Annotated in this window: 15 protein-coding genes and 1 rRNA gene; 6 read left to right on the top strand and 10 right to left on the bottom strand. The window is 62.1% G+C overall.

Annotation, left to right across the window (positions count from 1 at the left end):
- The first annotated feature begins 13 nt into the window (after positions 1-13).
- Positions 14-129: ribosomal RNA gene (rrf, locus tag BLU85_RS24040) — 5S ribosomal RNA — on the top strand.
- A 118-nt stretch (positions 130-247) separates the two neighbouring features.
- On the opposite strand, the gene BLU85_RS24045 is transcribed toward rrf, so the two are convergent.
- A complete protein-coding gene (locus BLU85_RS24045) occupies positions 248-649 on the bottom strand; it encodes a lysozyme inhibitor LprI family protein (protein WP_092204217.1) in 402 nt (133 codons plus the stop codon).
- Between the two features lie 154 nt (positions 650-803).
- Between BLU85_RS24045 and BLU85_RS24050 the strand changes: the two genes are divergently transcribed.
- Entirely contained in the window at positions 804-1,262 is a 459-nt protein-coding gene (locus tag BLU85_RS24050) for an SRPBCC family protein (RefSeq protein WP_092204216.1), read from the top strand.
- Positions 1,263-1,726: 464 nt separating this feature from the next.
- Here BLU85_RS24050 and BLU85_RS24055 read toward each other — a convergent pair whose 3' ends face one another.
- Positions 1,727-1,978, bottom strand: coding sequence for a hypothetical protein (locus tag BLU85_RS24055; RefSeq protein ID WP_092204215.1), 252 nt, complete (start codon positions 1,976-1,978; stop codon positions 1,727-1,729).
- Positions 1,979-2,154: 176 nt separating this feature from the next.
- Positions 2,155-3,102, bottom strand: coding sequence for an AraC family transcriptional regulator (locus BLU85_RS24060; protein ID WP_092204214.1), 948 nt, complete (start codon positions 3,100-3,102; stop codon positions 2,155-2,157).
- 203 nt (positions 3,103-3,305) lie between these two features.
- Between BLU85_RS24060 and BLU85_RS24065 the strand changes: the two genes are divergently transcribed.
- Together BLU85_RS24065 and BLU85_RS24070 are read left to right on the top strand one after the other, a co-directional pair.
- The gene (locus tag BLU85_RS24065; protein ID WP_092204213.1) at positions 3,306-4,043 is read left to right on the top strand and encodes an SDR family oxidoreductase; all 738 of its coding nucleotides are present in this window, start codon (positions 3,306-3,308) and stop codon (positions 4,041-4,043) included.
- Between the two features lie 25 nt (positions 4,044-4,068).
- Positions 4,069-4,326: an Atu4866 domain-containing protein gene (locus tag BLU85_RS24070; protein WP_092204212.1), complete on the top strand. Its 258-nt coding sequence runs from the start codon at positions 4,069-4,071 to the stop codon at positions 4,324-4,326.
- A 71-nt stretch (positions 4,327-4,397) separates the two neighbouring features.
- On the opposite strand, the gene inhA is transcribed toward BLU85_RS24070, so the two are convergent.
- On the bottom strand, positions 4,398-5,084 hold the full coding sequence (inhA, locus tag BLU85_RS24075; protein ID WP_092204211.1) for an isonitrile hydratase: 687 nt from the start codon (positions 5,082-5,084) through the stop codon (positions 4,398-4,400).
- A 99-nt stretch (positions 5,085-5,183) separates the two neighbouring features.
- Between inhA and BLU85_RS24080 the strand changes: the two genes are divergently transcribed.
- Positions 5,184-6,176 (top strand): GlxA family transcriptional regulator, encoded by a 993-nt coding sequence (locus BLU85_RS24080; protein ID WP_092204210.1) that lies wholly within the window; start codon positions 5,184-5,186, stop codon positions 6,174-6,176.
- On the opposite strand, the gene BLU85_RS24085 is transcribed toward BLU85_RS24080, so the two are convergent.
- A complete protein-coding gene (locus BLU85_RS24085) occupies positions 6,145-7,047 on the bottom strand; it encodes an alpha/beta fold hydrolase (protein WP_092204209.1) in 903 nt (300 codons plus the stop codon). The genes BLU85_RS24080 and BLU85_RS24085 overlap by 32 nt on opposite strands.
- Before the next feature lie 28 nt (positions 7,048-7,075).
- Positions 7,076-7,453, bottom strand: a complete 378-nt coding sequence (locus tag BLU85_RS24090; RefSeq protein ID WP_092204208.1) for a hypothetical protein — start codon at positions 7,451-7,453, stop codon at positions 7,076-7,078.
- A gap of 543 nt (positions 7,454-7,996) precedes the next feature.
- Here BLU85_RS24090 and BLU85_RS24100 point away from each other — a divergent pair.
- On the top strand, positions 7,997-8,362 hold the full coding sequence (locus BLU85_RS24100; protein ID WP_092204206.1) for a DUF6124 family protein: 366 nt from the start codon (positions 7,997-7,999) through the stop codon (positions 8,360-8,362).
- 157 nt (positions 8,363-8,519) lie between these two features.
- Here the strand turns inward: BLU85_RS24100 and BLU85_RS24105 are convergent, their stop codons facing one another.
- From BLU85_RS24105 to tam, 4 genes are all read right to left on the bottom strand, one after another.
- The gene (locus BLU85_RS24105) at positions 8,520-10,343 is read right to left on the bottom strand and encodes a glycoside hydrolase family 15 protein (protein ID WP_092204205.1); all 1,824 of its coding nucleotides are present in this window, start codon (positions 10,341-10,343) and stop codon (positions 8,520-8,522) included.
- Positions 10,336-11,136, bottom strand: coding sequence for an SDR family oxidoreductase (locus BLU85_RS24110; protein ID WP_092204204.1), 801 nt, complete (start codon positions 11,134-11,136; stop codon positions 10,336-10,338). The genes BLU85_RS24105 and BLU85_RS24110 overlap by 8 nt, the downstream gene beginning before the upstream one ends.
- A 110-nt stretch (positions 11,137-11,246) precedes the next feature.
- Entirely contained in the window at positions 11,247-12,380 is a 1,134-nt protein-coding gene (locus tag BLU85_RS24115; protein ID WP_092204203.1) for a cupin-like domain-containing protein, read from the bottom strand.
- Between the two features lie 92 nt (positions 12,381-12,472).
- A complete protein-coding gene (tam, locus tag BLU85_RS24120; RefSeq protein ID WP_092204202.1) occupies positions 12,473-13,243 on the bottom strand; it encodes a trans-aconitate 2-methyltransferase in 771 nt (256 codons plus the stop codon).
- Between the last annotated feature and the right edge of the window lie 57 nt (positions 13,244-13,300).

The following is a 13,300-nucleotide window of genomic DNA, read 5'->3' on the forward strand; positions in this document are numbered from 1 at the left end:
GGCTACCGAATTTCTTGACGACCATAGAGCATTGGAACCACCTGATCCCATCCCGAACTCAGAAGTGAAACGATGCATCGCCGATGGTAGTGTGGGGTTTCCCCATGTGAGAGTAGGTCATCGTCAAGATTAAATTCCGAAACCCCTATCTGCTGACGCAGGTAGGGGTTTTGTTTTTTCCGCAATAAAAAGTGTTGGCCGAAAAAAGGATGACCTGCAGAGGTCATCCTTTTTTGCATCCTGGCTGTCAAGCCTCGGGTACGGGGCAGCTCAAATCCCCTTCCTTGCACTTGAGATAGGTCTTGAACGCCTCGACACGGGCCTTGGTCTGGGCGGTGATGCAATTGTCATAGATCAGCGGGTAGACACTGCCGCCCTCAACCCCAGAGGCGGAGAATTCGCATTCGGCATCACGGAAGCCTATCCAGGCACGCTGAGCCTTGACCAGCATTTTCTTGGCCTCGGGATTGTCCTTCAGGCGTGCGGTGATCTGCTCGTACAAACTGTTCAGCTCATTGTCAGCGGCCTTGTTTTCTTTGGCTGCGCATTGGTTCATTTCGCCTTGAGTAGTGGCGTTAGCGCAGTCGTCGGCCTGGGCAACGGCGACAAAAAGCAGTGGCGTCAGGGCCAGGAGCAAGCGTAGGGACATGTTGGGTCTCTCCTTGAGGGGGTGAAGGCGCCGAGGGAGTTTACATCGCGCCGTGCTGTTTTAAAGTTGACGAGCGCTAAACAATGGTCTGATACAACTTTCCGGTTGGCCTTGTGGTCTTACAAGCCTACTGTTGAAACACAGGAGGTGACTCATGCATTCATCCGACCGCATTGAAAGAAAGATCCTGCTCAAGGCCCCGCGCTCCCAGGTCTGGCGGGCCCTGGCCAATGCCGAAGCCTTTGGCCAATGGTTCGGTGTCGCCCTTGAGGGGAAACGGTTTGTGGCGGGCGAGCGTACCCAAGGGCAAATCACTTATCCAGGTTACGAACACCTTATCTGGGACGTAGCGGTGGAGCGGGTGGAGCCCGAGCGAGTGTTCTCATTTCGCTGGCATCCTTACGCTGTCGAGCCGCAGGTAGATTATTCCCAAGAGTCCGAAACCCGAGTGCAATTCGAACTCGAAGACATGAATGGCGGTACCTTGCTCAAAGTCGTGGAGTCGGGCTTCAACAACATTCCCGAGGCACGCCGACTCAAGGCTTTTCGCATGGACAGCCGTGGCTGGGACGAGCAGATGGCCAATATTGAAGCGTTCCTGCACAAGCCTTGAGCCAGCCGGCTGGCAGAGCTAAGGGTTTTCGGAGGGGCAGGTATAGCGAATGTCTTACACGAGATGGTAGCTATGTCGTCTATTTCATTTTGGATCCGAGGCGTAATCTGGACTTATCCACTGAAGCACAGGAAGTGCTCAGGATCAGGGACGATCGACCATGCAAGGATTAGCTATCGACAGGGAGTCGTAATGGTCTTGGAAAAACCCGCTTCGGCGGGTTTTTTTTCGCCTGTTGAAAAGCCAGGAAAGCGTCCTATAGCGAAACGCTTACACGCTGTTGCTGCTTTCTCGTCTTTCTCCAAGTCACCGGTGGGCCTAATCTATGTTCATCCACTGAGTACAGGGAGTGCTTGGGGTCATGGATGATTGGACCAGGCATGGAATGCCGGACAGGGAGTCAAATTGGTCCTCAAAAAACCCGCCTAGGCGGGTTTTTTTTCGTCTGTGGGAAAGTGGCCTGATCATGCCAGACGCCGGCTCATGGCGCGGTCGGCACCATCAGTGGCCAAGGTTTGACCCCCAGGGGTACGCTCGGCACCGTCGGCAGCCAAGGTCTGGCCCCCTGGCGTCTGATCCGCGCCATCAGCGGCCACCGGCTGCTGGTAATCGCCAGCCCAAGTAAAGAAACGGTCTTGTTGCTGGCTCGGCAGGGCAAACGCACTGGCGCTCAGGGCGAAGGTGGTAATGGCGATCAAGGTGTTGAACGTTTTCATGGTAAAGACTCCGGTCATATCAGGTTGAGTGCCGGGTCGTTCAGATGTCGTGATCTGCTGAACCCGTTGCAGCCGGGACGGTTGTCTTGCTGCATGGGTTCAGATTAGGGGCGAGGCGGGGGCGGGCGGTAGACGGATACTGTCCTGGCTTTGCCTGATCCTGTCTGTGTGCAGGATCAGGCGCTCGTGGCTTGCAGGGCCTGGGCACGCAAACGAGCGATGTCCTTGCTCGGTGAGGCGCCAAATAGACGGCTGTATTCGCGGCTGAACTGCGAAGGGCTTTCATACCCCACCTTGTAGCCAATTGACGAAACGTCGCTGTTCTCCGCCAACAACAACCGTCGGGCTTCCTGCAGGCGCAACTGCTTCTGGTATTGCAGCGGGCTCATGGCGGTCACGGCTTTGAAGCGGTGATGCAGGGCCGAAGGGCTGAGATTGATCATTTGTGCCAGGCTGTCGATGCTCAGTGGCTTGGCGTAATGAGTATTGAGCCACTCGATGGCGCGGCTGATGCGATGGGTCTGGGTGTCGGGAATGGCGATTTCGTGCAAGCGCTGGCCTTGGGCGCCACGCAGCAACCGGTAGAAAATTTCCTGCTGGGCCAGCGGCGCGAGGGTGGCGATATCGCCCGGGCTGTCCAGCAGCCGCAGCAAGCGCAACATCGCGTCGAGTAATGGCGCATCGATGCGATCCAGGAACAATCCACGATCGGTTCTTTCAGTCGGCACGCCGATGGGGCTGGCGTCGGCGATCAGGCGGCAGATCTGTGCCGGATCGATGTCGAGACGGATGCACAGGTAGGGACGCTCGGGACTGGCTTCGATCACCTGGCCGGACAACGGCAGGGTCACCGAGACCACCAAGTAATTGAGGGGGTCATACATGTAGCATTCATCAGCCAGGCGCACTTCCTTGCGGCCCTCGATGATCACGCACAGGCCGGGCTTATGCACGACGTGCAGGGCTTCGGTCGGCTGGTCGCAGCGGATCAGGTGCAACGCTTCGATGGCCGTGGGATGGACGCCGAATTCCGGGGCGAAGCGCATCATCAGGCTCGCTATTTCGGCGCGACGCTGATTGACGCTGTCGTCTGGCGCAATGTGGATGGACGTGGATACCGACATGCCAAGCAACCTCCCTGGCCAAAATGAATAGACCGCGCTAGTAAAACCGATTGCGCGGCTGTCGACCAGAGTCGGATCTATCGCTACAGGATCGTGCAAGTGCGCAGGAGGATCCGGCTAACTCCGGTCTCGGCTGGTTCCCTAATCTGGACCTGTCAAAACGCTCCCACCGGGAGCCAATACATCCAGTCGAGGGAACCATCATGTCCGATATTCAAAACAAAGTTGTGGTCATCACCGGCGCCAGCAGCGGGATTGGTGAAGCCGCGGCGCGGTTGCTGGCGGCTCGCGGTGCTCGTGTCGTGCTTGGCGCGCGGCGCATCGATCGTTTGCAAACCCTGGTGCAGGAACTCGAAGCCGCCGGCCAGCAGGCGGTTTGTAAAGCGCTGGACGTGACCCGTCGTGAGGATGTTCAGGACTTCGTCGATTTTGCTGTCGAACGGTTCGGTAAGGTCGACGTGATCATCAACAATGCCGGTGTCATGCCGCTTTCCAAGCTCGAGGCGCTGAAAGTCGAGGAATGGGATCGCATGATCGACGTCAACATCCGTGGCGTGCTCCACGGGATCGCCGCCGGCCTGCCCTTGATGCAGCGTCAGCGCAGCGGCCAGTTCATCAACATCGCCTCCATCGGTGCCTACGCGGTCAGCCCGACGGCCGCCGTGTATTGCGCCACCAAGTATGCCGTGCGGGCGATTTCCGAGGGCTTGCGCCAGGAAGTCGGAGGTGATGTGCGGGTGACGGTGATTTCCCCCGGTGTGACCGAATCGGAACTGGCCGATAGCATTTCCGATGAAGGTGGACGTGCCGAAATGCGTGAGTTCCGCAGGATTGCCATTCCGGCCGAAGCCATCGCCCGGGCAATCGCCTACGCCATCGAACAACCGGCGGACGTAGACGTCAGCGAACTGATCGTGCGGCCCACCGCCAGTCCATTCTGACCGACTTGCCGACAGGAGATGTCCCATGAGAAAGGCATTTGGAGACCAGGATAAATTCGTCGGCCTTTGGGTGACGGCTGATGGCGTGATTCGCCATCGGCTGCTGCCGGGCGGACGCTATGACGAAGCGCGAGGTTTACATGAGAGCGCATATCAGGGCGACTACTGGCTGCAGGATGACCATATCGAATACCACGACGATACCGGTTTCACCGCCGATGGGGATTTTCGCGAAGGCGTGCTCTACCACGCTGGGATGGTGTTGTATCGCCAGGAGGGATGATGAGCCGATGACCGTTGTGGTGAGGGGACAGCTCCCCTCACCACGGCTTTCATTTCCATCGGGACTGATCGTTACGCCTGTTCCAAGCGCGCCGCAGCCCGCTGGGTGATCTGCGAGCGCACCCGGAACGATTCCGCCGCACGCCGGTTCGCTTCTTCCAGCACGCGCGTCGGCGCGGTGTCCGGGTTGCCGGCGTCGAACGGTGGGGCAGGGGCGTATTCGAGTTGCAGTTGGACCAGCTCGGCGGTGGCCTGGTCGAACAGTTCGGCCGCCAGGGTCAAGGCAAAGTCGATCCCGGCCGTGATGCCGCCACCGGTGAGCAGGTTGCCATCGCGGACTACGCGCTCCTTGATCGGCGTCGCGCCCAGGGTTTGCAGCAGGCTGTGATAGGCCCAGTGGGTGGTGGCACGCTTGCCTTGCAGCAGGCCCGCGGCACCGAGCACCAGCGCACCGGTACACACCGAAGTGATGTATTTCGCGTCGGCGGCTTGCCGCTTGATGAAGGCCAGTGTCTGTTCGTCTTCCATCAGGGGGCCGACGCCGGTGCCGCCGGGGACGCAGATCACGTCGAGTTTCGGGCAGTCCTCGAACGTGGTGGTGGGCAGCAACACCAGCCCGGTGCTGGCGGTGACCGGCGCCAGGTCCTTCCAGACCAGGTGGACCTTCACGTCCGGCAACGAGGCCAGCACGTCATAAGGCCCGGTCAGGTCCAACTGCTGGACTTGGGGGAATAACAGCAAACCGATCTGCAACGTCATGTCGCGTTCTCCTTTGAATGATGCCCGAGGGGTGGACGGTTTTACTTTAGATCCGTAGGCTCTGGCGTACACGCCAATAAGCCCACGAATCACGCCAATATGCCCAACCCACCGAAAACCGTTCATGTCCTGGCCTTCGCCAACGTGCAAGTGCTCGATGTCACCGGGCCCTTGCAGGTCTTCGCATCGGCCAACGACCTGGCCCGCCAGCAAGGCCTGCCGCTGCCGTACACGCCGACGGTCATCGCCGTGGGCGGTGGGGCGGTGATGTCCTCGGCAGGCTTGGCGCTGATGGCCGAGCCGCTGCCGAGCGAAGGCAGCGACACGCTGTTGATCGCCGGAGGCTGGGGCGTGTACGAAGCGGCGAAAGACCCGGCGCTGGTGGCCTGGGTCAAGGATCATGGCCTGCGTTCGCGCCGGGTGGCGTCGGTGTGCACTGGGGCGTTCCTGCTGGCCGCCAGCGGTTGGCTGGACGGACGGCGCGTGGTGACGCACTGGACTCGCTGCGAACAACTGGCCGAGCAGCATCCGCAACTGCGGGTCGAACCCAACCCTATTTTCATCAACGACGGTCCGGTCTGGACCTCGGCCGGGGTCACGGCCGGCATCGACCTGGCCTTGGCGCTGGTCGAGGAGGACCTGGGCCGCGCGGTGGCGCTGGAGGTCGCCCGGCACCTGGTGGTGTTCCTCAAGCGCCCTGGCGGCCAATCGCAGTTCAGCGTGACCTTGTCGCTACAAAAGCAAGGCAGTCGATTTGATGACCTGCATGCCTGGATCGCCGAAAACCTCACCCGTGACCTGGGCCTGTCGAGCTTGGCCGCCGAGGTGGGTATGAGCGAACGCAGCTTTGTACGGCACTACCGCGCCGAGACCGGCCAGACCCCGGCGCGGGCCGTGGAGTTGATTCGCGTGGAAACCGCTCGCCGCCTGCTGGCCGACACGGCGGTGTCGATCAAGCGGGTGGCGGTGCAATGTGGCTTCGGCAGCGAAGAAACCCTGCGCCGCAGTTTCCTGCGGGCCATGGGCGTGACGCCCCAGGCCTATCGCGAGCGATTCGCCGTCAGCCCTCAAGCAGATCCAGCAATGCCTTGAGCGTGGCCTCGGGGGCTTCCTGGGGAATATTGTGGCCAACACCGGGCAGCACTCGGCGCTCATAGAACCCCGTGAAATGCTCGACGTCTTCATCGTGTTCCGACGCGGGCCCCACGCCGTCATCGGCGCCGCACAGGGAAATGCTCGGTACGCTGATGGCCGGTTGTGCCGCCAGCCGTTCCTCCATCCACTCCAGCGTCGGGTCGCCCGGCGCGTACATGAAGCGATGACGGTAGGAATGGATCACCACGTCGACGAAGTCCGGGTTATCGAACGACGCGGCGCTGAGGGGGTACAGTTCGGCGCCCCGTGTCCAGGTCGGTGACCAAAGGCGCCAGAGCAAGCCACACAGTTCACGCCGGTTCCGGGTCAGGCCCTCGACGCCCCGGGCCGTGTGGAAGTAATACTGGTACCACAGGCGATGTTCGGTTTCCGGGTCCAGCGGCTGCGTGGAGCGTGGAATGTCCTGCAGGTTGTAGCCATCGCCGGTCACCAGGCAGCGCACACGCTCGGGCCACAGGGCCGCGACGATACACGCCGCCCGACCGCCCCAGTCGTAGCCGCACAGCGCCGCTTGGGGGATGGAGAGTACATGCATCAGGTCCAGCAGGTCCTGGGCCAACGCCGCTTGCTGGCCGGAACGCATGATGTCCGGGTTGTTGAAGCGGGTCGGGCCGTAGCCGCGCAGGTAGGGCACGATGACCCGGTAGCCACGCTGGGCCAGGGCCGGCGCGACTGCATCGAACGCCCTGGGGTCGTAAGGAAAACCGTGCAGCAGGATGATGGGGCCGCCGCTGGCGGGGCCGTGTTCTTCGTAGGCGATGCGCAGCAATGGCGTGACGGCGAAGTCGATCCTGGGTTCAAGGTTCATGTCGGCCTCCGGCAGTGTGCGGTTACGTTCAGGCAGGTTCCTGGTTGACGTATTTGGCCCGATCCGGGGTAAACGTCACGATCATGTTCGTGCTGGAACAGGTCAGGGTACGCTCCTGGGTCAGGTCGATGTCCAGGTCTTCACTGCGCAGGCCCTGCCATTGAGCGAGGTACTTAAGGCAACCGAATTTTTCGTTTTTTTTCAGGCTGCGGCTGACGCCACCTTTCCAACCCAGCACCGGCAATTCACCGGCCAGGCAACGCTGCGCCAGCTCGGGAAACTTCATCGCCCGGTCGCGGCCGATTTCCCAGCACTTGATCAGGCCCCGGTCCTGGCCTTCCCAGAGGTCCTCGCGGGTCAGGCCTGTTCGGGGTGGGGTGGTGATGGGGCGTTTGATATGGGTCATGTCAGGTCCTTGAGTCGGGTTTTTATCGGGCAGCTCCGCTGCACCCGTGAGAGCATCGATCTTAGGAGGGGTTTGGGGGGCTGGCAACTTCTAACGGGACGGAGTGATAAATGGGGACCCGGAGACTGCAATGCTCTTGTGGCGAGGGAGCTTGCTCCCGCTGGGTTGCGAAGCGACCCCAGGATTCTTGCGCCTGCTGCGCAGTCGAGCGGGAGCAAGCTCCCTCGCCACAGGTTATGTGTTCCTACAAAAAATGTGGTGCTCCGGGAATTTTCTGACGAGTCGCGTCGGTTGTCGGTTCGGAAGGGGCGGGGATAGGCTTTGCTCGTCGCTGCAAAATCAGCGACCGGGTTTGGTCGCCCGGGTTTAGAATGGCGCACGGTGCCGCGCGAGCGGCTGTCTGTTTTATGGCTGACTGTGCGTGGGAGGGCTTCGGGCCCTGCCGGGTTTCCATTCCCTGGTCGACCAACCTGCGTACAGTTCGCCACCCTTCTGCTTGGTCGCGGAAATGGTGAACTCCACGTTCGAATGGAGATTCATATCATGGTCAAGATCACCCCCAACCCCCCACGCGCCGAAGACCTTTCTGCCTACACCACCCTCGACACAAAAAAACTCCGCGAAGCCGCCGACCGGGCGCTGAACATTCACTTGTCTCCCACCCCAGCCAAACCCGATACCCAGGACGGCCAGGTGTTCACCGTGATCCCCGGCCTCAACACCGAATCGGTGCTAACCACCCTCAGCGAAACCCTGGCCTCGGCCGATGCGCTGGTCAGTGACCTGGGATTCGAGCTGGAGGGTTCCCGGCGGCATGTGGCGTTGGGGATTCAGCAGTTGATCGAGCTGGCCAGATTGCTGGCCAATCGAGCTCTGGATGACATCGAATTGGCCGACTTAACACGGTAGGAGCTGTGTAGGAGCTGTGTAAGAGCTGTCGAGTGCAACGAGGCTGCGATCTTTCCCTTAACGCTTGAATCCCAAGCGAAAGATCAAAAGATCGCAGGCTTCGCCAGCTCCTACAAAGTCGAGCGGGAGCAAGCGCCCTCGCCACAAACCACTCCGCTCACGGCTGCCAATGGTTCTTCTCCCCGCTCAATTTGCGGTCCAGAAAACTCGCCGCGCTGATCAACGCCAGATGGGTCAAGGCCTGGGGCGTGTTGCCCAGGTGGTAGCCGTGGCTGTCGAACTCTTCGGCGTACAGCCCCAGCGGGTTGGCGTAGCGCAGCAGTTGTTCGAATTCCAGCTGGGCTTTTTCCACGCGGCCGGCGCGGGCCAGGCATTCGACGTACCAGAACGAGCAGGCCGCGAATGAGCCTTCGATGCCGCTGAGGCCGTCGATGGGGCTGTCGTCGTTGCGGTAGCGATAGACCATGCCGTCGCGCACCAGGTGTTTTTCGATGGCATCGAGCGTCGAGAGCCAGCGCGGGTCGCGGGCGCTGACGAAACGCACCAGGGGCATCAACAGCATCGAACCGTCCAGGGCGGTGCTGCCCAGGCGCTGGACGAAATGCTGGTGCTCCTCGTTCCAGAAATTCGTCCAGATGTCTTGGTAGATGGCCTGGCGGGTCTCGTCCCAGCGGGCGAACGGGGCGGGCAGGGAGCGTTTTTCGGCCAGGCGGATGGCGCGGTCGACGGCGACCCAGCACATCAGCCGCGAATGCAGGAAGTGCTGCTTGTCGCCGCGCATTTCCCAGATGCCCACGTCTTTGTCCTGCCAGACCTTGCACACTTGGTCGACCACGTCGACGGTGTGTTTCCAGCCTTGATGGGAGATGGCTTCGCCGTATTTGTTGACCAGGTACACCGCGTCCATCAGCTCGCCGAAAATATCCAATTGCACCTGCTGGTAGGCGAGGTTGCCGATGCGCACCGGCTGCGCGCCACCGAAACCGCTCAGGTGCGGCAGCTCGGTTTCCGGCAGTTCCAGCCTGCCGTCCAGGCCATAGAGGATGTTGAGCTTGGTCGGCTGGTCACAGCAGTCGCTGACCCGTCCGCGCAACCAGCGCATATAGGCGTTGGCTTCTTCGACGAAGCCCAGGCGCATGAACGCGTAGACCGTGAACGAAGCGTCGCGGATCCAGGTGTAGCGGTAATCCCAGTTGCGCTCGCCGCCGCGGGTTTCCGGCAGGCCGAAGGTGGCGGCGGCGAGGATGGCGCCGTGTTTGCGCGAGGTCAGCAGTTTCAGCGCCAGGGCCGAGCGATTGACCATTTCCCGCCAGCGTCCGCGATAGTTGGATTGGCCGACCCAGCCGCGCCAGAACGCCAGGGTCCGCTCCAGGCATATCGTGCTGACGTCGTCCTGAAGGCGGGGGTCGTCGATGCCGCCCAGCAGGAACTCGGCGCTCTGGCCTTGGGTAAGGGTGAACTCGGCCACCGCTGCGTTACCGTCCAGCGTCATGGGCTGGTCGGCGCACAAGCGCAGGCTCGGTTGTCCCGGCGCCTCGAAACAGATGTGGGCACCGTCCTGGCGCGCCGTGGTGGCGGCCCGGGCATAGTCGTGACGCACCGCGCAGCGCAGGCGAAACGTCGCGCTGCCGATGGTCATGCGCACCCGGCGGATCAACACCGGCAGATCGTCCTCGCTGTCGCCGATGGGCAGCAGGTCGGTGATTTCCACCACGGCGCCGTCGCTCAGCCAGCGGGTTTGCAGGACGTTGGTGTCGGGCAGGTAGATTTGTTGGCGACGGGCATCCGGCAGGTCTGGCGCGAGCTGGAAAATGCCTGCTTGCGCAGTGTCCAATAGCGAGCAGAAGATCGACGGGCTGTCGAATTCCGGCCAGCAGAAAAAATCGACACTGCCGCGATCATTGACCAGCGCGGCGGTGCGCATGTCGCCAATGATGCCGTGGTTTTCGATGGGGCTTTGCGGTTCGTCATGATCAGCCATTGCCACGAAACCCCGGGTAAAGGCTCATCCCGCCATCGATGAACAGCGTGGTACCCACCACATAATCGGACAAGTCCGAGGCCAGCCAGACCACCGCGTTGGCGACGTCCTCCACATCGCCGACGCGACCGTAGGGAATCAGTTCCAGCAGCTTTTGCTCCTGCTCGCCCTCGGTGGCTTCGCGATTGATCGCCGTGCGGATGGCACCGGGGGCGATGCTGTTGATGCGGATGCGCTGGTGGCTGGTTTCCTGGGCCAGGCTCTGCATCAGCAGATCGACACCGCCCTTGGACGCGGCGTAATTGACGTGGCCGGCCCAGGGAATGCGCTGGTGCACCGAACTCATGTGGATGATCTTGCCGGCGGCCCGGGACACGCCCTGGCGAATGCCCTGGCGGTTGAAGATCCGCAGGGCGGCGCGGGCACAGAGGAACTGGCCGGTGAGGTTGGTGCCGATCACGGTGTTCCAGTCTTCCAGGCTCATGTCGACGACGGCGGCGTCTTTTTGCAGGCCGGAATTGGCCACCAAGATGTCCAGCGTGCCAAAGGCTTCGAGGGTTTGGGCGAACAACTGCTCGACCTCGTGTTCCTTCGACACATCGGCACCCACGGCGATGGCGCGGCCGCCGTTGGCGTTGATTTCACGGGCCAGGTCTTGCGCCGGGCCGGCGCTGGAGTGGTAGTTGAGCACCACCGCGGCTCCGGCGTCGGCCAACGCCCTGGCCGAGCCTGCGCCAATGCCGGAGCTGGCGCCGGTGACGAGGGCAACCTGTTGGGCGAGGGATATCTGCATGGTCTAGCACCTTGAATGGAGGGCCTTACCTGCTGACTGGTGTGAGGAGGGTGGAGTTCACTTGGGTGAAGCTGTCTTCATATTCCAGCCGCACACAAAACCTTTGGCTCCTACCAACCCCGCCCCGAATTCACCCAGAAATTCACCGACAACGACGTCGACACCGACTCCACCTGATGGAACCAGCCTTCCGGCAAAAACAGCAAATCCCCAGCCTCCAGCGTCACGCGCATGAAGGTCACGTCCCGGGCGTGGGGGAAGCGTTGGTAGTCCGGCGCGTCCGGGTTGAAATCGCAGCCGTCCAGCCCACCTTGGGGAGCCGTGGACCAGGTGCCCAGGGCTTCGCGGTGGTGAGGCGCGGCGAGGGTGAAGATTTTCTGGCCCCAGACTTGGGCGAACAGGTTGTCGGTGTCGTCGCGGTGCAGCGGCGTCAAGGTGCCCTTGGGGCCGATCCAGATGCGCGGTGGGATGAACAGCGACGGGTCGAAGTAGGGCGGAAGCTTGATCTGCTCCATCAGCCGCGCCGGCAGGATGTTGTTGCCCATGTAGGCCGGTGGTTCGTCGTCGGTGCCCTTGGCCGCCGGGCTGTCGAGGGAGGCGATGAAGTCGGCCATGGACGTGGAGCGAAAGTCCCGCTCGGTGGAGAAGGTTTTCTTCACGTAGTCGCCGTGGCGGGTGATGCCTTGCAGTTCGGCAAAATGCACCAGGGATTCTTCGCGGCTGAGCTTGAACAACGGCCAGTCCTGCAAGGCGTCGCTGATGACCAGCGGAATGCCGTGGGGCAGGTACTGGGCGCGAAACTCCTGCACCGACAGCCCGCTGCGAGGCCGCCGTTGCACGCTGCGTTGGGTCGGCAGGCTGGCGGTGAGCTTTTCGCTGAAGCGTGGTGGGGTGGGGTAGCGCTTGTTCATGTCGACCTTTTCCACCACGCCACCGCCATGCCGGGCATGGTCGATGATCTGCGGCAGCAACGTCGCCAGGCCCATGTTGCCGCCGATCTTCAGGCGACCGCTAGCGAACAGTTCTTCCACGTTGGCCATGCCGGCCATGATCCCGAGGAAGTCCTTCTCCGCCACCTCGATGGTGACGTCGGGGCGGGTGTGGCGGCCAGCCTCGGTGCGGCTGCTGGCCTTGACCTCGGACCAGTACGCCTGGTGCGGGCCGAACACGAATTGGAAGACGCCTTCGATACCAACGGCGCCGGCATTGGCGAACAGCTTGCCCAGGATGGTTTGCAGGTCCACGGCGGTCACTCTTGCGGGTTTTTGGTCTTAGCAGGTAACGAGGGGCCGGAGCAGAAATTTAGGCCCTCGTCGCTGCCTCATCGACCCTCGCCCTAGCGCGTCGCGACCATGAATACCCGGGGAAACGGCAGCAGCACGGTCCCATCGTCCAGGGCTGGATAAGCCTGCTCGATCGCCTTGAGATAGCGCGCCAGGTACTGCTCGCGTTGCGTCTCGTCCAGCGGCTCGAGAAACGGCCGCAAGCCGCTGCCCTTGAACCATTCCACCACGCCTGGGGCGCCACCGGCCAAGGGGTGATGGTAGGTGGTGCGCCACACGTCGACGCGGCTGCAGTGGGGCTTGAGGATCGAGTAATAGGTGCTGGGATCCTCCACCTCGGTACGCGAATCCGCCGCCCCGGCCAGTTGGCTGGCCCAGGGACCGTTGGTGGCGATTTCCCGCATCAAACGGTGGGAGGGCTGCTGCAGGTTATCGGGCATCTGGATCGCCAGGCTGCCACCGGGGGCGAGTTTGTCGATCAGCGAGGGCAGCAGGGTGGCGTGGTCGGGCAGCCATTGCAGCACGGCGTTGGCGAAGATCACGTCGAACGGCCCGGGTTCATCCCATTGGCCGATGTCCGCGGTGTCGAACGCCACGGCGGGCAAGCGTTTGCGTGCGGCGTCGACCATGTCGCTGGAACTGTCCAGGCCGCGCACCGTGGCGCCGCTGAAATGTTCCACCAACAGTTCGGTGGAATTGCCCGGGCCACACCCCAGGTCGATCACCGAACGGGCCTGTGTGGGGGGAATGGCGGCGAGCAGGTCCCGGGACGGACGGGTACGTTCCTGTTCGAAGGTGACGTATTGCTTGGCGGACCAGCCCATGGCGTTCTCCTGTGCAGTGGAGTGAGTCGAGGTCGCCAGTATAAGGTCGGATGGGGC

Origin of the sequence: Pseudomonas sp. NFACC14 (genome assembly GCF_900106885.1) — a bacterium.
Taxonomy (GTDB): domain Bacteria; phylum Pseudomonadota; class Gammaproteobacteria; order Pseudomonadales; family Pseudomonadaceae; genus Aquipseudomonas; species Aquipseudomonas fluorescens_AA.

Bases quoted from the DNA above. Each gene is read 5' to 3' on its own strand.
- BLU85_RS24045 (WP_092204217.1), bottom strand. From the start codon at position 649: ATGTCCCTACGCTTGCTCCTGGCCCTGACGCCACTGCTTTTTGTCGCC.
- BLU85_RS24050 (WP_092204216.1), top strand. From the start codon at position 804: ATGCATTCATCCGACCGCATTGAAAGAAAGATCCTGCTCAAGGCCCCG.
- BLU85_RS24055 (WP_092204215.1), bottom strand. From the start codon at position 1,978: ATGAAAACGTTCAACACCTTGATCGCCATTACCACCTTCGCCCTGAGC.
- BLU85_RS24060 (WP_092204214.1), bottom strand. From the start codon at position 3,102: ATGTCGGTATCCACGTCCATCCACATTGCGCCAGACGACAGCGTCAAT.
- BLU85_RS24065 (WP_092204213.1), top strand. From the start codon at position 3,306: ATGTCCGATATTCAAAACAAAGTTGTGGTCATCACCGGCGCCAGCAGC.
- BLU85_RS24070 (WP_092204212.1), top strand. From the start codon at position 4,069: ATGAGAAAGGCATTTGGAGACCAGGATAAATTCGTCGGCCTTTGGGTG.
- inhA (WP_092204211.1), bottom strand. From the start codon at position 5,084: ATGACGTTGCAGATCGGTTTGCTGTTATTCCCCCAAGTCCAGCAGTTG.
- BLU85_RS24080 (WP_092204210.1), top strand. From the start codon at position 5,184: ATGCCCAACCCACCGAAAACCGTTCATGTCCTGGCCTTCGCCAACGTG.
- BLU85_RS24085 (WP_092204209.1), bottom strand. From the start codon at position 7,047: ATGAACCTTGAACCCAGGATCGACTTCGCCGTCACGCCATTGCTGCGC.
- BLU85_RS24090 (WP_092204208.1), bottom strand. From the start codon at position 7,453: ATGACCCATATCAAACGCCCCATCACCACCCCACCCCGAACAGGCCTG.
- BLU85_RS24100 (WP_092204206.1), top strand. From the start codon at position 7,997: ATGGTCAAGATCACCCCCAACCCCCCACGCGCCGAAGACCTTTCTGCC.
- BLU85_RS24105 (WP_092204205.1), bottom strand. From the start codon at position 10,343: ATGGCTGATCATGACGAACCGCAAAGCCCCATCGAAAACCACGGCATC.
- BLU85_RS24110 (WP_092204204.1), bottom strand. From the start codon at position 11,136: ATGCAGATATCCCTCGCCCAACAGGTTGCCCTCGTCACCGGCGCCAGC.
- tam (WP_092204202.1), bottom strand. From the start codon at position 13,243: ATGGGCTGGTCCGCCAAGCAATACGTCACCTTCGAACAGGAACGTACC.